Genomic DNA, 17,248 nt, shown 5'->3' on the forward strand with positions numbered 1-17,248 from the left:
ACGCAGCTGCCTGGCCTTCGAGAGGAGGACCAGTTGCCGAGACTCAGCCGTTGCCACGCACCGCATGCGGCACCGCAGAGCGGAGGGCCGGTGTGGACTCCACCCAGCTGCGCACCCGCTCGGCATCACCGAGGCGGCTGAATTTTCCGGCCGAGTCCAGAAACACCATGATCAGCTTGCGTCCGGCCACCTGCGTCTGCATCACCAGGCAGCGCCCCGCTTCCGAGATATAGCCTGTCTTTTGCAGACCGATGTCCCACGCCGGGCTGTGCACCAGGCGGTTGGTGTTGTTGTACTGCAAGGTCTTGGCGCCCACCGCCACCTCGTAGCCTGGCGAAGTGGAAAATTCGCGCAGCACCGGATCGCTGTGCGCAACATTCACCAGCACCGCCAGGTCGCGGGCGCTCGACTGGTTGTTGCTCGACAGACCTGTTGGCTCCACGTAGCGCGTGTCTGCCATGCCCAACAGGCGCGCCTTGGCGTTCATCTGTCCGACGAACAGGGCCAGTCCCCCCGGATAGGTGCGTCCGAGCGCATGGGCGGCGCGGTTTTCGCTGGACATCAGCGCCAGGTGCAGCATTTCACGGCGCGTGAGCGTCGTGCCCACGGACAAGCGCGAGCGGCTGCCTTTTTCGGTGTCAACATCGTCCTGCGTGATGGTGATCGGCTCGTCCATGGGCAGGTTGGCCTGGGTGATGAGCAGCCCGGTCATGAGCTTGGTGAGCGACGCGATGGGCAACACAGCATGGTCGTTCTTGCTGAGCAGCACCTCGTGGGTATCCTGGTCAATCACCAGCGCCACGCTGGACTTGAGTGCCAGCGGATCGGTCAGGGTGTGCAGACCCGCAAGCTCGCCAAATGAGGGCCGCGCCGGCGCCACATAGGCGGTGCGCACGGGCGCTCGTGCGGACACGGCAGAAGCGCGCGTGACCTTGACTCGGGGTGCAGCTTTTCGGGGTGCCACCGAGCGCTTGGCGGCAACCGTGCTGACCTGCTTCTTGGCCGCAGATTTCTTGCGTTCCGCCGCATCTGCGCCCGGGGCTGCGAGGGCAACGCCCAGCGCCGCAACGCCCAACACCTGAATGAACGAGCGCAATGCGGTGCGAGGGCGGCTTTGCATTAAGGTGTCTCCAATGGGCAGAAAATGTGCAGAAGTGTAGCGGCAACAAAAAATCGCGCAAGATCAATGGCTTGCGCGACTTTTCAACAATCAGGATGAAATTATAGGCTGCGGCCTGTGGCCGCGGAAGCCTTCACCCCTGCGCAGCGACGCGATCGGCCTTGCTGTGTAGCTTGTTCAGCGCACTCAGGTAAGCCTTGGCCGATGCGACAACGATGTCCGGATCTGCCCCGACGCCATTGACCACGCGACCGCTGTTTTGCAGGCGCACCGTCACCTCGCCCTGGCTTTCGGTCGAGCCACTGATGGCATTGACGGAATACAGCACCATTTCGGCGCCGCTGCGGGCGTGCGACTCAATGGCCTTGAGCGAAGCGTCGACCGGCCCGTTGCCGTCCGACTCGCCAGTCACTTCCTTGCCGCTGACCGTGAACACCACGGTAGCATGGGGGCGCTCGCCGGTTTCGCTGTGCTGCGACAGCGAGACAAAACCAAACTGGTCCTTTTCGCCGGCCGTGTGCTCATCGTTGACCAGCGCCAGGATGTCCTCGTCGAAGATCTCGCTCTTGCGGTCGGCCAGTTCCTTGAAGCGTGCGAATGCGGCGTTGTTGTCCGCTTCGCTTTCCAGGCTGACACCCAGTTCCTGCAGGCGCTGCTTGAACGCATTGCGCCCGCTGAGTTTGCCCAGGACGATCTTGTTGGCGGTCCAGCCCACGTCCTCGGCGCGCATGATCTCGTAGGTATCGCGGGCCTTGAGCACGCCGTCTTGGTGGATGCCGCTGGCATGCGCGAAGGCATTGGCGCCCACCACGGCCTTGTTGGGCTGTACGACGAAGCCGGTGGTCTGGCTGACCATGCGGCTGGCGGCCAGGATGTGCTGCGCGTCGATGTTGAGGTCAAGGTTGAAATAATCGCGCCGTGTCTTGACGGCCATGACAATCTCTTCCAGCGCGCAATTGCCGGCGCGCTCGCCCAGGCCGTTGATCGTGCACTCCACCTGCCGGGCGCCACCGATCTTGACACCGGCAAGCGAGTTGGCCACCGCCATGCCCAGGTCGTTGTGGCAGTGCACCGACCAGATCGCCTTGTCGCTGTTGGGCACGCGCTCGCGCAGCGTCTTGATGAAGTTGCCGTACAGCTCGGGGATGGCATAACCAACGGTATCGGGCACGTTGATCGTGGTGGCGCCTTCGGCAATCACGGTCTCGATCACGCGGCACAAAAAGTCGACATCGCTGCGATAGCCGTCTTCAGGGCTGAATTCGATGTCGCCACACAGGTTGCGGGCAAACCGCACGGACTGCTTGGCCTGTTCCAGCACCTGGTCGGGCGTCATGCGCAGCTTCTTTTCCATGTGCAGGGCGGACGTGGCAATGAAGGTATGGATGCGCGCGCGGTGGGCGCCCTTGAGCGCTTCGGCGGCGCGCGCGATGTCGCGGTCATTGGCGCGCGACAGGGAACAGATGGTCGAGTCCTTGATAGTGTTGGCAATGAGCTGCACGGCCTCGAAATCGCCGTTGGAGCTGGCGGCAAAGCCCGCTTCGATCACGTCCACCTTCAGGCGCTCGAGCTGGCGGGCGATGCGCAGTTTCTCGTCCTTGGTCATGGAGGCGCCCGGCGATTGCTCGCCATCGCGCAAGGTGGTGTCGAAAATGATCAGCTGGTCAGCCATGTGTTTACTCCTGGTTCCTGATTTCGGTGTGCCGCAACGTCAAAATTCTGGTGCACAAAACAAAAGGCCCGTTGCGGGTGCATACGGGCCTTTGAGGAAAAAGAGTGCGCGCGCGCTCTACTGTCTCCGCCCGTGGGGGGATAGCAGTAGGGCCAGGGCAAACGTTTTCATGCATTGCAATGTAGCACAAGTGGCAGCGCGGCGCGCTCACTTGTGCAGGCCGCGCTCATCCGGTTCGTCGGTGGAAATGCTGATCACGCTGCTGTGCTGGCCCTTGGCCTTGCGCCAGCCGTAGACCGCATAGCCACTGAGGCCGTACAGCACGAACACGCCAAACAACACGATGGGCGGATGGATGTTGATCACCGCGATGCCCAAGGCGATCAGCACGATGACGACGAAGGGCACGCTCTTTTTCAGGTGCACGTCCTTGAAGCTGTAGAACGGTACATTGGTGACCATGGTCAGGCCCGCATACAGCGTGAAGCCGAACATGGTCCAGGTGATCTGCGTCCAGCTCATCAAGAACGAATCCATGCCGCGCTGCACGCCGATCTCGGTCATGAGCCAGATGAACCCCGCCACCAGGGCCGCGGCGGCAGGCGAAGGCAGGCCCTGGAAGTAGCGCTTGTCGACCACGCCCGTGTTGACGTTGAAGCGCGCCAGCCGCAGCGCGGCGCAGGCGCAGTAGATGAAGGCGGCGATCCAGCCCCAGCGTCCCAGGCCCTTGAGCGACCATTCGTAGGCGATCAGCGCAGGCGCGGCGCCGAAGGACACCATGTCGGAGAGCGAATCCATCTGCTCGCCGAAGGCGCTTTGCGTGTTCGTCATGCGCGCGACGCGGCCATCGAGGCTGTCGAGCACCATGGCGCAGAACACACCGATCGCAGCCAGGTCGAAACGACCGTTCATGGCCATGACGACCGAGTAGAAGCCCCCAAACAGCGCGGCCAGCGTGAACAGGTTGGGCAGGATGTAGATGCCCTTGCGGCGCTTGCGCACCACCACATCTCCACCCCCATGGGACTCGTTGCCATCATGCATCAAATTGACCTCCAGCGCTTATCTATCAAGCGCAAGCAGCTATAAAAACGATAGTATCTTACCACCCGGACACCGGCGAGTGTAGCCGTGCCAGCAAGCGCCCTGGCCCGGGAAGACAGAAATGGCAAAGGCCACCGAAGTGGCCTTTGCAGCGCGCAAAAAAGCGGCGGTCGATCAGTTGCGGGTCTGGTCGACGAGCTTGTTCTTGGCGATCCAGGGCATCATGGCGCGCAGTTGGGCACCGACCACTTCGATGCTGTGGTCGGCGGTGTTGCGGCGGCGGGCCGTCATGCTCGGGTAGTTCAGGCGGCCTTCCTGGATGAACATCTTGGCGTACTCACCGCTCTGGATGCGCTTCAAGGCATTGCGCATGGCCACGCGCGACTGCTCGTTGATCACTTCGGGGCCGGTCACGTACTCGCCGTACTCGGCGTTGTTCGAGATCGAGTAGTTCATGTTGGCAATGCCGCCTTCGTAGATCAGGTCGACGATGAGCTTGAGCTCGTGCAGGCATTCGAAGTAGGCCATCTCGGGGGCGTAGCCGGCTTCGACCAGGGTTTCGTAACCCATCTTGATCAGCTCGACGGCACCGCCGCACAGCACGGCCTGCTCGCCGAACAGGTCGGTCTCGGTTTCTTCCTTGAAGTTGGTCTCGATGATGCCGGCCTTGCCGCCACCGTTGGCCATGGCGTACGAGAGGGCCAGGTCACGGGCCTTGCCGGACTTGTCCTGGTGCACGGCCACCAGGTGTGGCACGCCGCCGCCCTGGGTGTAGGTGTTGCGCACGGTGTGGCCGGGGGCCTTGGGGGCGACCATCCACACGTCGAGGTCGGCGCGCGGCACGACTTGGTTGTAGTGCACGTTGAAGCCGTGGGCGAAGGCGAGCGATGCGCCTTGCTTGATGTGGGGCGCCACGTTGTTGGTGTAGACCTCGCCGATCTGCTCGTCGGGCAGCAGGATCATGACCACGTCGGCGGCCTTCACGGCGTCGTTGACTTCCATCACGTTCAGGCCGGCCTTGCCGACCTTGTCCCACGAAGCACCGCCCTTGCGCAGGCCGACCACGACCTTGACGCCGCTGTCGTTCAGATTCTGTGCATGGGCGTGGCCCTGCGAGCCGTAGCCGATGATGGCCACGGTCTTGCCCTTGATCAGGCTCAGGTCACAGTCTTTGTCGTAGAAAACTTTCATGGGTCGCTCCGGTTGAAATGCGTTGTTGGGGAAGGAAAAACAGGGGATTGTCTTACACGCGCAGGATGCGCTCGCCGCGACCGATGCCGCTGGCACCGGTGCGGACGGTTTCAAGGATGGCCGTGCGGTCGAGGGCCTGCAGGAACGCGTCGTTCTTCGACTGGTCGCCCGTGAGCTCTACGGTGTAGCTCTTCTCGGTCACGTCGATGATGCGGCCGCGGAAGATGTCGGCCATGCGCTTCATCTCCTCGCGCTCCTTGCCCACGGCGCGCACCTTGACCATCATGAGCTCGCGCTCGGTGTAGGCGCCCTCGGTGAGGTCGACCACCTTCACGACCTCGATGAGGCGGTTGAGGTGCTTGGTGATCTGTTCGATCACGTCGTCCGAGCCCGTGGTCTGGATGGTCATGCGCGACAGCGAGGGGTCCTCGGTCGGCGCCACAGTGAGCGATTCGATGTTGTAGCCCCGGGCAGAGAACAGGCCCACGACGCGCGAGAGCGCGCCGGGCTCGTTCTCGAGCAAAACGGCAATGATGTGTTTCATGGCGTGCAGATTCCTCTTTTCGCTGCCCTCCCCCGCGCACGGTAATGCGCGGGCTTGGCAGGCAATAGATTCGTCAAAGATGGATAGCCATCAAAAAGATAGCTGCGTGCGCTTACCTGATAAGCGTTAGGACCCGATTTCGCTCAAAGATCTTCCGATCCCAGCAGCATTTCGGTGATGCCTTTGCCGGCCTGCACCATCGGGAACACGTTCTCGGTGGGGTCGGTGCGGAAATCCATGAACACCGTGCGGTCCTTGAGCTTGCGCGCTTCGCGCAGCGCAGGCTCGACGTCCTTGGGGTGTTCGATCAGCATGCCGACATGGCCATAGGCCTCGGCGAGCTTCACGAAGTTGGGCAGCGCATCCATATAGCTGTGGCTGTAGCGGCCCGAGTACTCGATCTCCTGCCACTGGCGCACCATGCCCAGGTAGCGGTTGTTGAGCGAGCAGATCTTGATCGGCGTGTTGTACTGCAGGCAGGTGGACAGCTCCTGGATGTTCATTTGCACCGAGCCTTCGCCGGTGATGCAGAACACCTCGGATTCGGGCTTGGCCAGCTTGATGCCCATGGCATAGGGAATGCCCACGCCCATGGTGCCCAGGCCCCCCGAGTTGATCCAGCGGCGCGGCTCGTCGAAGCGGTAGTACTGCGCGGCCCACATCTGATGCTGGCCCACGTCGGACGTGATGTAGGTGTCGGCGTCCTTGGTCATGTTCCAGAGCGTCTCGACCACGTACTGCGGCTTGATGACGTCTTGGCTGCCCATGTCGTACTTGAGGCAGTCGCGCTTGCGCCAGCCTTCGATGGTGTCCCACCAGGCAGCCAGCGCGCCGGCGTCCGCGCGCGTGGTGGTTTCGCGGACCATGGAGATCAGCTCGGTCAGCACGTCCTTGACGTCGCCGACGATCGGGATGTCGACCTTGACGCGCTTGGAGATGCTCGACGGGTCGATGTCGATGTGGATGATCTTGCGCTCGTTCTGCGCGAAATGCTTGGTGTTGCCGATCACGCGGTCGTCAAAGCGCGCGCCCACGGCCAGCAGCACGTCGCAGTTCTGCATGGCATTGTTGGCCTCGATCGTGCCGTGCATGCCCAGCATGCCCAGGAACTTGCGGTCGCTCGCCGGGTAGGCCCCCAGGCCCATCAGCGTGTTGGTGACCGGGTAGCCCAGCATGTCCACCAGGGTGCGCAGCTCGTTCGTCGCATTGCCCAGCAAGACGCCGCCACCGGTGTAGATATACGGGCGCTTGGCCGTCAACAGCAGCTGCAGGGCCTTGCGGATCTGCCCGCCGTGGCCGCGGCGCACCGGGTTGTACGAGCGCATCTCGACGCTCTGCGGATACCCGTGGTAGGGCACCTTCTTGAACGACACATCCTTTGGAATATCGACCACCACCGGGCCGGGACGGCCGGTGCGGGCGATGTGGAAGGCCTTTTTCATCGTCGTGGCCAGATCGCGCGCGTCCTTGACCAGGAAGTTGTGCTTGACGATGGGGCGGGTGATGCCGACGGTGTCGCACTCCTGGAACGCGTCCAGGCCAATCGCGGCCGTGGGCACCTGGCCGGTGATGATCACCATCGGAATGCTGTCCATGTAGGCCGTGGCGATGCCGGTGACAGCGTTCGTCACACCCGGGCCGGACGTGACCAGGGCCACGCCGACGTTGCCGGTGGCGCGCGCATAGCCGTCTGCGGCATGCACTGCGGCCTGCTCGTGGCGCACCAGCACATGCTGCATGGTGTCCTGCTTGTACAGGGCGTCGTAAATATAGAGAACAGCCCCGCCGGGGTAACCCCAGATGTATTGCACGCCTTCGGCCTGCAACGACTTGACGAGGATTTCCGAGCCCATGAGCTCTGGGGAGTCGGAAGAAGGTTGTGCTGCGGCGGCAAGCGAGAGCTCGGCCTTGGTGATTTCCATGATGAACCTTTGTGATTTTCTCTAACGAAAAACCTAGGGTGCTCCTTGCACGGGCTCTTGTGAAGCCGGCTTGGAACTTGAGGCCAAGGACATGGGCGAGATGATTGACGCGCCGGACCGTGACCCGTTTGCCTGTTGAATTGCAAGCGCGATTATCGCACCGCAACATAGGGAATGCGCGCATGCCTGAAAAAAACTGTCCCGGTGCCATAATCCAGCGCCTAGTGCAAACCACCGCCCGCGCAGCACGCCGGCAAGCCCTCCTCCCGCCTGAAACCTCTTGGCCACTGAACAAGAACTCTCCGACTTCCTCAAAAGCGTGGAAAAGCGTGCCTTCAAACGCTCGGTCTACCACGTTCGCAACGAGGAGGCGGCACTCGACATCGTGCAGGACAGCATGATGAAGCTGGCCGAACACTATGGCGATAAGCCGGTCAACGAACTGCCGATGCTGTTCCAGCGCATTCTGTCGAACTGCACGCTGGACTGGTTTCGCCGGCAAAAAACCCACAATGCGCTGTTTTCGCACATGAGCGACTTCGAAGGGCCCGACAACGAGGGCGGCGACTTCGACCTGCTCGAAGCCTGGGCCGGCCCCGACGGCGGCGAGCGCGTGCAGAGCGCCGAAGACCTGGCGCGGCGCGGCCAGACGCTGCGGGACATCGAAATAGAGATCCAAAGTCTGCCGGCCCGTCAACGAGAGGCGTTTTTGATGCGTTATTGGGAAGAGATGGACGTGGCCGAAACCGCAGCCGCCATGGGATGCTCTGAAGGGAGTGTCAAAACCCACTGCTTTCGCGCCGTCCAGGCCCTCAGCAAAGCCCTGAAGGCAAAAGGAATAGAACTATGAAAACTTCACCACCGCCCCCCCCTGAGTTGGCTGCCGACCGTTTTGCGCGCCGCGTCACCGCGCGCCTGGACCAGGGCGCAGGTGAGTTGCCTTACGACGTCTCCGAGCGCCTGCGGGCCGCGCGCATGCAGGCACTGGCCAAGCGCAAGAAGCCGGCCCCGGTGCACCAGCCGGCACCCGCCGTAGTTCCCTTGGGGGCCAGCGCCGCGCTGGGCTGGGGCAGCGAGGGAGGCTCATGGTGGCGCTCGGTGCTCTCTGCGGTTCCGGTCATGGCCCTGCTCGCAGGCTTGGTGATCATCAACTTTGCACAAGACGAGTACGGCACGGCCGAAGTGGTCGCGGTGGACGCAGCCCTGCTGACCGATGACCTGCCGCCCGCGGCCTATGCCGACCCCGGATTCGTGCAATTTCTGAAAACAGGCGGAACGCAAAGCAATTGACCCGGTCCCACGCCTGCATGCACGCACCGCAAAACCACGCTTTCCGTCCCACGCCAGCCACCGTGCTGGCGTTGGCGTTGCTGGGCGCGATGGCCGTGGGAGCCTGGCAAGCATGGCAGATGGTGCGTATGGTGCCCGGCACCCCCGTGCCCATGGAGGCACTGGCGGCCCCGTCCGCCGCGCGCAGCAGCGACATGCGTCCGGTGGGCGCTGCCGCTCCGAGTGCAGGGCCGGGCTGGGAGGTGCTCACCACGCCCCAGAAATTGGCCCTGTATCCGCTAGCCGAGCGCTGGGCGGTGCTCAGCGAGCTGCAAAAGCGCCGCTGGCTGGTGCTCGCGCAAAATTTCTCCTCGCTGCCGGAGCCCGAGCAACAGCGCTTGCACGAGCGCATGGCCGAGTGGACGACCCTCAGCGCACAGCAGCGCAACCAGGCGCGCCTGAACTACGCCGTCACCAACACCCTCGCGCCGGACAACAAGCGCGCGCAATGGGAGGCCTACCAGGCCCTGAGCACGGAAGAAAAAAACCGCCTCGCCGCGGCCGCGGCGCAGCGCACCATGGGCGCCGCCACAGCCCTGCGACCGGTGTCGCCGCGCAAGCTCGTCCAGGTGCCTGCCGCCGCGGCCAGCCACAACAACCGGGCCAACCCGCCCAAGATTCCGGCCTCGGCCGTGGTACCGACGCATGCGGTCCCGGCGCGCCCGCCATCGGATAGCGAGAGCAAAGCGCCATCCCATGCCCCCACCGCCGTGGAAACCGCCCCCGTCACCGTGCCCCAGGCCGTGCCCGCGCCCCTCCCTCCCCTCGCGCCTGCAGGCACCCCGGAGCCCGGTGCACCCCTGTCCGCGGACACGGCATCCCAATACTCCCACTGAATTTCCACCGCACCCTGCATGTCCGTCCGTCCCGCCGCTGCCACGACCGCCCCGCCCCCGGGCCCTTCCCTGCAAGCACCCGCTCTGGCACGCCGCATGGCCTGCTGGCTGTACGAGGGCATGCTGATGTTCGGCGTGGTCTTCATTGCGGGCTACCTGTTTGGCACGCTGAGCCAGACACGCAACGCCATGGACAACCGCCATCCGCTGCAGGCCTTCTTGTTCGTGGTGTTTGGCATCTACTTCACCTGGTTCTGGGCCAAGGGCCAGACGCTGGCGATGAAGACCTGGCACATCCGCGTGGTCGACGCGGCTGGCCGGCCACTGACCCAGCCGCGCGCCCTGGGGCGCTATGTGCTCAGCTGGCTGTGGTTTTTGCCGCCGCTGGTGGCGGTGGCACCGTTTTCCCTGCCCGCGGCAGAAATTGCGGTGGTCGTGCTGGGCTGGGTGGCGGTCTGGGCCCTGCTGAGCCGCTTTCACCCGCAGCGGCAGTTCTGGCACGACGCGCTGGCCGGCACCCGCCTGGTGCATTTCGACAGCGCCAAAAGGTAGCGGCAGCGTCGACCCACCGCCACCGCTGGGTCAAAATGCGGCCATGCAATCACCGCCCCCGCTTCCCACAGAGTCCGCCAACGCGCAAAAATCCCGCAAAGGGTTGCACCGCCTGTGGCATGCCACGCGCTATTCCCTGCAAGGCCTGCGCGCGGGCTGGGGCGAAACGGCGTTTCGCCAGGAGGCCATCGCCGCGGCCGTGCTGCTGCCCGCATCCCTGTGGCTGGGCCAGAGCTGGGTCGAGGTGGCGCTTCTCGCGGGCTCGGTCGTTTTTCTGATGGTGGTGGAGCTGCTCAACACCGGCATCGAGGCCGCCATCGACCGCATCGGGCCGCAGTGGCACGCGTTGTCCAAGCGCGCCAAGGACATGGGCAGCGCGGCTGTCTTGCTGAGCTTGTTGTTGTGCGCCGGCATCTGGGCCGCAGCGCTTTACCAGAGGTTTTTCCATGGCTGAACCGGCTTTTTCCGTGTGTGTGTATTGCGGCTCGCGCCCCGGCGAGAACCCGCTGTTTGCCGACGCCGCGCGCGCCGTGGGCGCCTGGATCGGCGCGCGCGACGGGCAGCTCGTCTATGGCGGCGGCCGCAGCGGCCTGATGGGCATCGTGGCCGACGCCACCCAGGCCGCCGGTGGGCGCGTGGTGGGCGTGATTCCGCAGGCGCTGGTGGACAAGGAGCATGCGCGCCACGCCTGCGACGAGCTGCACATCGTGCAGACCATGCACGAGCGCAAGGCGCTGATGGCCGAGCGCAGCGACGCCTTTCTGGCGCTGCCGGGCGGCATCGGCACGTTCGAGGAATTGTTCGAGGTCTGGACCTGGCGCCAGCTCGGCTACCACGACAAGCCCATCGGGCTGCTCAACGTGGCCGGCTACTACGACGGCATGCTGGGCTTCCTGCGCACCAGCGTGGCCAGCGGCTTCATGAGCGAGTGGCAGATGGGCCTGATGGAGTCCGGCAGCGACACAGACGCGCTGCTGCGCGCGCTGGTGCAGGCAGCGGGCACCCACACGGCAACCCTGCCGCTGCGCTCGGTGATCTGAGCGGCCCTGGGCCGCGGCACAGGCTTCGCCGGGGGCGTCAGATCGCCGTGTCGTCGAGGTCGCCCGTGCGGATGCGCACCACGCGCTCGACGGGCGTGACAAAAATCTTGCCGTCCCCGATCTTGCCGGTGCGCGCCACATTCACGATGGCATCGACGCAGCGGTCCAGGTCGGCGGTCTTGACCACCACCTCGATTTTCACCTTGGGCAGGAAGTCGACCACGTACTCGGCGCCGCGGTACAGCTCGGTGTGGCCCTTTTGGCGGCCGAAGCCCTTGACCTCGGTGACCGTGAGACCCGTGACGCCGCAATCGGCGAGGGCCTCACGGACTTCTTCGAGCTTGAAGGGCTTGATGACGGCGGTGATCATTTTCATGGCGGAAACTCCTGGAACGTGGAATGCGGTGCGCGGCGGCGGCTGCCGACCGGGGGCGCTCAGGCGCGAAAACGGTTGGTGATCGGGTAGCGCCAGTCCTTGCCGAAGGCGCGGTGCGTCACCCGCGGGCCCGGCGGCGCCTGGCGGCGCTTGTATTCGTTGACCTGGATCAGCCGCGTGACGCGCTCGACATCGGCACGCGCAAAGCCGGCGGCCACAATGCTCTCTATCGGCTCGTCGCGCTCCATGTAGCGCGCAACGATCGCATCGAGCACCTCGTACGGCGGCAGGCTGTCCTGGTCGGTCTGGTCGGGCCGCAGCTCGGCGCTGGGCGCGCGCGTGATGATGCGCTCGGGAATAGGGTTCATCCCCGTGCCGTGCGGATCGTTCTGGTTGCGCCAGCGCGCCAGCGCATAGACCACCGTCTTGGGCACGTCCTTGATGACGGCAAAACCGCCCGCCATGTCGCCGTACAGCGTGCAGTAGCCGGTGGCCAGCTCGCTCTTGTTGCCGGTGGTCAGCACCAGCGCGCCGAACTTGTTCGACAGTGCCATCAGCAGCGTGCCGCGGATGCGCGCCTGCAGGTTCTCTTCGGTCGTGTCTTCGGGGTGGCCGGCAAATTCGGGCGCCAGCGCGGCCTTGAACGCCTCGAACTGCGGCGCAATCGCGATCTCGTCGCAGCGCACGCCCAGGCGCTGCGCCATGTCGTGCGCGTCGATGCCGCTGATGTCGGCCGTGTACGGCGAAGGCATCATCACCGCGCGCACCTTGTCGGCGCCCAGCGCATCGACCGCGATGGCCAGCACCAGCGCCGAATCCATGCCGCCCGAGAGGCCCAGCAGCACGCCCGGAAAACCGTTCTTGCCGACATAGTCGCGCACGGCCAGCACCAGCGCGCCCCACAGCTCGGCCTCGCGCGTCGGCTGCGGTGCGATGTCAGCTTCTATTTTGATAGCTGATTGCGTATGCTGGACGTGCGAAAACACCAGTTTTTCCTCAAAAACCGGCGCGCGTCCGGCGAGGCTGCCGTCGGCGTTCAGGGCGAACGAGCCGCCGTCGAAGACCACCTCGTCCTGGCCGCCGACCAAGTGGGCATAGACCACGGGCAGGCCGGTTTCGAGCACGCGCGCGCGCAGCGTCTGCTCGCGCTCGGCACCCTTGCCGGCGTGGAACGGCGAGGCATTGATGACCGCCAGCAGCTGGGCGCCGGCCTCGGCCGCCGCACGCGCGGGGCCCGGGAACCAGGCGTCCTCGCAAATCAGCAGGCCCACGCGCAGGCCGGCCACGTCGAACACGCAGGTCTGCGTGCCCGGTGTGAAATGCCGGCGCTCGTCGAACACGCCGTAGTTGGGCAAGTGGCGCTTGGCATAGGTGTGCTCGACCACACCGTGGCGCAGCACGCTGGCCGCGTTGAAGCAGGCTGTCACACCATCGGCGCCGGCCGCGCCGCTGTGCGGGTGGCCGACCACGATGGCCAGACCGTTCAACCCCGCGGTCTCGCGGGCCACGGTTTTCACGGCATCATCGCAGGCCGCCAGAAACGCCGGCCGCAGGAACAGGTCTTCGGCCGCATAGGCGCAGATGGCCAGTTCTGGCGTGAGCAGGAGCTGCGCGCCCGCCGCATGGGCCTCGCGCGCGGCGGCAATGATCTTTTGCGCGTTGGCGGGCATGTCGCCCACGACAAAATTGAGCTGCGCAGTGCAAATGGAGAGCGTCATGGATTGGAAAACGGCCGCCGTGGCCGCAAGGTTCGTCAATCGGCCCGCCGGGCCGGCCCGAGGGGCAGGCTGCGGCCACAGGAGCGTGCGTGGCTGAAAACGCGATTATCACCCGCGTGTTCGACTCTCCGCTGGACATCGCCGCCGGCGCCTGGAACGCCCTGCTGGCAGCGCAGCCGCACGCCACGCCCTTCATGCGCCACGAGTACCTGGCCGCGCTGCACGCGAGCGGCAGCGCCACGCCGCGCACCGGCTGGACGCCGCGCTTCATCACCTTGTGGCAGGCCGGCGCGCTGGTGGCCGCCTGCCCGCTGTACGCCAAAAGCCATTCGTATGGCGAATACGTGTTCGACTGGGCCTGGGCCCATGCCTACGAGCAGCACGGCCTGAATTACTACCCCAAGGCCGTGGTGGCCGTGCCGTTCACGCCGGTGCCGGGCACGCGCCTGATGGCGCGGGATGCCGCCACGCACCAGGCCCTGCTCGAGGCCGTGCGCAGCTGGTGCGAGGAAAAACGCCTGTCGTCGCTGCACGTGCTGTTCGCCGACGACGGCGACCTGGCCGCCTGCACGGCAGGCGGCCTGATGCCGCGCCACACGGTGCAGTTTCACTGGACCAACCACGGCTACCGCAGCTTCGACGAATTTCTGGCCCAGCTGGCACAGGACAAGCGCAAGAAGATCCGCCAGGAGCGCCGCCGTGTGGCCGAGGCCGGCGTCACGTTCCGCTGGTCGCGCGGCGCCGACATCGCGGCAGCGGACTGGGATTTTTTCTACCGCTGCTACGAGCGCACCTACCTTGAGCATGGCAACCCGCCGTACCTCACGCGCGATTTCTTCGCGCGCATGCAGCGCGACATGGCCGGCCACTGGCTGCTGTGCATCGCCGAGCGCGCGGGCCGCCCCATCGCTAGCAGTTTGATAGCTATCAACGCAGACTCAGTAAGCGTTGGAGGCCAAAAAGACCTTAAACCGCAAGAGCAGGTCGCCTATGGCCGCTACTGGGGTGCGCTGGAGCGCGTGGACTGCCTGCACTTCGAGGCCTGCTACTACCAGCCGCTGCAGTGGTGCATAGACCACGGCGTGCAGCGATTTGAAGGCGGCGCGCAGGGCGAGCACAAGATGGCGCGTGCGCTGCTGCCCGTGCAAGCGCACAGCGCACACTGGCTCGCGCACCCGGCTTTTGCCGACGCGGTGGACCGCTTCCTGGAGCGCGAAGGCGCGGGCGTGGCGCAGTACCTGGAGCACCTGCAGGCGCGCAGCCCGTTTCGCCAGCCTTGAAGCGGGCATTTTTCCGGGCATTTCCCAGCGTGCTGGGCCGCTCTGCAGCGCCGGCTCCGAACCCACCCGGATATCCATGGCGATGGCACGGTCAACCCAGGAAAGCTTGCCCGGAATTTAAAGATTCATATTTAATGAATCTATTAACCACCGAGCCACCACGATGCCCCGCACCCCCCTGCCCACGCCGGCGCAAGCGCCGCCGCTGACCCAGGCGCTCGAGCGCCCCTACCTGCACGGCTTTGTCACCGATATCGCATCCGACGCCCTGCCACCCGGGCTCGACGAAGGCACCATCCGCGCGATCTCGCGGCGCAAGCGCGAGCCCGATTTCCTCCTGCAATGGCGCCTGGCGGCATTCGAGCGCTGGCTGTCCATGCCGGTGCCGTCCTGGGCCAAGCTGCAGATGGAGCCGGTGGACTTCCAGGCGCTGAGCTACTACTCGGCGCCCAAGTCGCACCAGGGCGGCCCCCAAAGCCTGGCCGACGTCGACCCCAAACTGCTCGAAACCTACGAAAAACTCGGCGTGCCGCTGCACGAGCGCGCGCGCCTGGCCGGCGTGGCGGTGGATGCGGTGTTCGACTCGGTCTCGGTCGGCACCACGTTCCGTGAGCAGCTGGCCCAGGTCGGCGTCATCTTCTGCTCGTTCTCGCACGCGGTGCAGCACCACCCCGCACTGGTCGAGCGCTACCTGGGCACGGTGGTGCCGCAGGGCGACAACTTCTATGCCGCGCTCAACTCGGCCGTGTTTTCGGACGGCTCGTTTGTCTACATCCCCCGGGGCGTGCGCTGCCCGATGGAGCTGTCGTCGTACTTCCGCATCAATGCCCGCAACACCGGGCAGTTCGAGCGCACGCTGATCATTGCCGAAGAAGGCAGCCATGTGAGCTACCTCGAAGGCTGCACCGCGCCGCAGCGCGACGAGCACCAGCTGCATGCGGCCGTGGTCGAGCTGGTGGCGCACGCCGACGCGCACATCAAGTACTCGACCGTGCAGAACTGGTACCCCGGCGACGAGCACGGGCGCGGCGGCATCTACAACTTTGTCACCAAGCGCGGGCTGTGCGCCGGCGAGCGCGCGCACATTGCCTGGACGCAGATCGAGACCGGCTCGGCCATCACCTGGAAATACCCCAGCGTGGTGCTGCGCGGCGACGGGTCGAGCGGCGAGTTTTATTCGATCGCGGTGTCCAACCACTTCCAGCAGGCCGACACCGGCACCAAGATGATCCACCTGGGGCGCAACACCAAGAGCCGCATCGTCTCCAAGGGCATCAGCGCCGGACATGCGCAGAACAGCTACCGCGGCCTGGTGCGCGTGGCGCCCACCGCCGCCGGCGCCGCAAACCACACGCAGTGTGATTCGCTGCTGATCGGCCCCGACTGCGGCGCACACACCTACCCGTACATCGACACCGCGCGCAACGACGCCGTGGTCGAGCACGAGGCCACCACCACGCGCATCTCCGAGGAGCGTCTGTTCTATTGCCAGCAGCGCGGCATGGACCCGCAGGAGGCCACGGCGCTGATCGTTGGCGGCTTCTGCCAGGCGGTGCTCGAAGAGCTGCCCATGGAATTCGCCCTCGAGGCCAAGGCCCTGCTCGCCGTGTCGCTTGAAGGCGCCGTGGGCTGAGCCGCAGAACGATTGAAACGAAAAAGCCATCAACGCCTTACCCAGCAATCGTTAGCAGCTATTAAATTTGAAGAAAGACCGTCCTATGACATCGACCCTCCCCTTGCTGCACGTGCGCGACCTGCGCGTCGATGTGGGCGAGCGCAACGTGCTCAAGTCCATATCGCTCGATGTGCCCCCGGGCGCGCTGGTGGTGCTGATGGGCGCCAACGGCAGCGGCAAGAGCACGCTCGGCCTGGCGCTGGCAGGCCACCCGAGCTACCGCGTCACCGGCGGCCATGCGCGGTTTGGCGGGCAGGACCTGCTCGCGCTCAACGCCCAGGAGCGCGCGCGCGCCGGCCTGTTCGTGTCCTTCCAGGCGCCGCCCGACATTCCGGGCGTGAAGAACAACCTGTTCATCCGCAGTGCCCTCAACGCCGTGCGCGAGGCGCGGGGCGAGGCGCCGCTCGATGCGTTTGATTTTCTGGGCAGTGCGCGCGCCGCCGCCCGGCAGCTGGGCCTGCCCGAAGCGATGCTGTCGCGCCCGGTCAACGAAGGCTTTTCGGGCGGCGAGCGCAAGCGCAACGAACTCCTGCAGCTCGCGCTGCTGCAGCCGCGCCTGGCACTGCTCGACGAGATCGATTCGGGCATGGACGTCGATGGCGTGCGCGCTGTTGTGCAGCTCATTCAGACGCTGCGCACCCAGGGCACGGCCTTCGTGGTGGTGTCGCACTACCTGCAGCTGATCGAGTCGCTGCAGCCCGACGCCGTGCTGCGCCTCGACCAGGGCTGCATTGCCGAGACCGGCGGTGTGGCGCTGGCACGCGGCATTGCCCAAACCGGCTTCGCGCGCGCCGCCGAACCCGTGGAGGCCTGAGCCATGGACAGCGCAAGAGCCGAAGCCCTCGCCGCGCGCGACCGCCTCGCGGTGCGCGGCTGGATCCCCGCGCGCAGCGAATCGTTCCGCCACCTGCCGCCGCCGGGCGCCGAGGTCTGGCTGGGCGATGCCCCG

The 17,248-nt window shown here is 65.4% G+C and carries 17 protein-coding genes; 9 read left to right on the forward strand and 8 right to left on the reverse strand.

Going from position 1 to position 17,248, the window contains the following annotated elements; translation table 11 throughout:
* Positions 1 to 43: 43 nt before the first annotated feature.
* The 6 genes from B2J86_RS01850 to B2J86_RS01875 all read right to left on the reverse strand — a co-directional run bounded on the left by B2J86_RS01850 (position 44) and on the right by B2J86_RS01875 (position 7,493).
* Entirely contained in the window at positions 44 to 1,120 is a 1,077-nt protein-coding gene (locus B2J86_RS01850; protein WP_169634438.1) for a serine hydrolase, read from the reverse strand.
* 133 nt (positions 1,121 to 1,253) lie between these two features.
* Entirely contained in the window at positions 1,254 to 2,792 is a 1,539-nt protein-coding gene (locus tag B2J86_RS01855; protein WP_169167790.1) for a 2-isopropylmalate synthase, read from the reverse strand.
* A 207-nt stretch (positions 2,793 to 2,999) separates the two neighbouring features.
* A complete protein-coding gene (pssA, locus tag B2J86_RS01860) occupies positions 3,000 to 3,836 on the reverse strand; it encodes a CDP-diacylglycerol--serine O-phosphatidyltransferase (protein WP_169167789.1) in 837 nt (278 codons plus the stop codon).
* A gap of 174 nt (positions 3,837 to 4,010) precedes the next feature.
* Positions 4,011 to 5,027 (reverse strand): ketol-acid reductoisomerase, encoded by a 1,017-nt coding sequence (gene ilvC, locus B2J86_RS01865; RefSeq protein WP_169167788.1) that lies wholly within the window; start codon positions 5,025 to 5,027, stop codon positions 4,011 to 4,013.
* Positions 5,028 to 5,079: 52 nt separating this feature from the next.
* Positions 5,080 to 5,571 carry an acetolactate synthase small subunit gene (gene ilvN / locus B2J86_RS01870; protein WP_169167787.1) on the reverse strand — a complete coding sequence of 164 codons (492 nt, stop codon included), beginning with the start codon at positions 5,569 to 5,571 and terminating at the stop codon, positions 5,080 to 5,082.
* A 143-nt stretch (positions 5,572 to 5,714) separates the two neighbouring features.
* Positions 5,715 to 7,493 carry an acetolactate synthase 3 catalytic subunit gene (locus B2J86_RS01875; RefSeq protein WP_169167786.1) on the reverse strand — a complete coding sequence of 593 codons (1,779 nt, stop codon included), beginning with the start codon at positions 7,491 to 7,493 and terminating at the stop codon, positions 5,715 to 5,717.
* Positions 7,494 to 7,773: 280 nt separating this feature from the next.
* Between B2J86_RS01875 and B2J86_RS01880 the strand changes: the two genes are divergently transcribed.
* From B2J86_RS01880 to B2J86_RS01905, 6 genes are read left to right on the forward strand one after another with little or no spacing between them, the layout of a single operon-like run.
* The gene (locus B2J86_RS01880; protein WP_169167785.1) at positions 7,774 to 8,343 is read left to right on the forward strand and encodes an RNA polymerase sigma factor; all 570 of its coding nucleotides are present in this window, start codon (positions 7,774 to 7,776) and stop codon (positions 8,341 to 8,343) included.
* Entirely contained in the window at positions 8,340 to 8,783 is a 444-nt protein-coding gene (locus B2J86_RS01885; protein ID WP_169167784.1) for a DUF3619 family protein, read from the forward strand. Before B2J86_RS01880 ends, B2J86_RS01885 begins: the two co-directional genes overlap by 4 nt.
* 17 nt (positions 8,784 to 8,800) lie before the next feature.
* Positions 8,801 to 9,658, forward strand: a complete 858-nt coding sequence (locus B2J86_RS01890) for a DUF3106 domain-containing protein (RefSeq protein ID WP_169167783.1) — start codon at positions 8,801 to 8,803, stop codon at positions 9,656 to 9,658.
* A gap of 18 nt (positions 9,659 to 9,676) precedes the next feature.
* Entirely contained in the window at positions 9,677 to 10,210 is a 534-nt protein-coding gene (locus B2J86_RS01895) for an RDD family protein (protein WP_169167782.1), read from the forward strand.
* Between the two features lie 43 nt (positions 10,211 to 10,253).
* On the forward strand, positions 10,254 to 10,664 hold the full coding sequence (locus B2J86_RS01900; protein WP_169167781.1) for a diacylglycerol kinase: 411 nt from the start codon (positions 10,254 to 10,256) through the stop codon (positions 10,662 to 10,664).
* Entirely contained in the window at positions 10,657 to 11,250 is a 594-nt protein-coding gene (locus B2J86_RS01905) for a TIGR00730 family Rossman fold protein (protein WP_173024585.1), read from the forward strand. The genes B2J86_RS01900 and B2J86_RS01905 overlap by 8 nt, the downstream gene beginning before the upstream one ends.
* A gap of 37 nt (positions 11,251 to 11,287) precedes the next feature.
* On the opposite strand, the gene B2J86_RS01910 is transcribed toward B2J86_RS01905, so the two are convergent.
* Positions 11,288 to 11,626, reverse strand: coding sequence for a P-II family nitrogen regulator (locus tag B2J86_RS01910; protein ID WP_173024586.1), 339 nt, complete (start codon positions 11,624 to 11,626; stop codon positions 11,288 to 11,290).
* A 59-nt stretch (positions 11,627 to 11,685) separates the two neighbouring features.
* Entirely contained in the window at positions 11,686 to 13,344 is a 1,659-nt protein-coding gene (locus tag B2J86_RS01915; RefSeq protein ID WP_169634443.1) for an NAD+ synthase, read from the reverse strand.
* An 89-nt stretch (positions 13,345 to 13,433) separates the two neighbouring features.
* Here B2J86_RS01915 and B2J86_RS01920 point away from each other — a divergent pair, with 89 nt between their 5' ends.
* The 3 genes from B2J86_RS01920 to sufC all read left to right on the forward strand — a co-directional run bounded on the left by B2J86_RS01920 (position 13,434) and on the right by sufC (position 17,113).
* Complete coding sequence (locus B2J86_RS01920; RefSeq protein WP_169167777.1) at positions 13,434 to 14,624, forward strand: GNAT family N-acetyltransferase; 1,191 nt, start codon at positions 13,434 to 13,436, stop codon at positions 14,622 to 14,624.
* Positions 14,625 to 14,787: 163 nt separating this feature from the next.
* Positions 14,788 to 16,257 (forward strand): Fe-S cluster assembly protein SufB, encoded by a 1,470-nt coding sequence (gene sufB / locus B2J86_RS01925; protein ID WP_169167776.1) that lies wholly within the window; start codon positions 14,788 to 14,790, stop codon positions 16,255 to 16,257.
* Positions 16,258 to 16,342: 85 nt separating this feature from the next.
* Complete coding sequence (sufC, locus tag B2J86_RS01930; protein ID WP_169167775.1) at positions 16,343 to 17,113, forward strand: Fe-S cluster assembly ATPase SufC; 771 nt, start codon at positions 16,343 to 16,345, stop codon at positions 17,111 to 17,113.
* Positions 17,114 to 17,248 lie beyond the last annotated feature (135 nt).

This window comes from Acidovorax sp. SRB_14, assembly GCF_012932145.1.
In the GTDB taxonomy this organism is placed as follows: Bacteria; Pseudomonadota; Gammaproteobacteria; order Burkholderiales; family Burkholderiaceae_C; genus Simplicispira.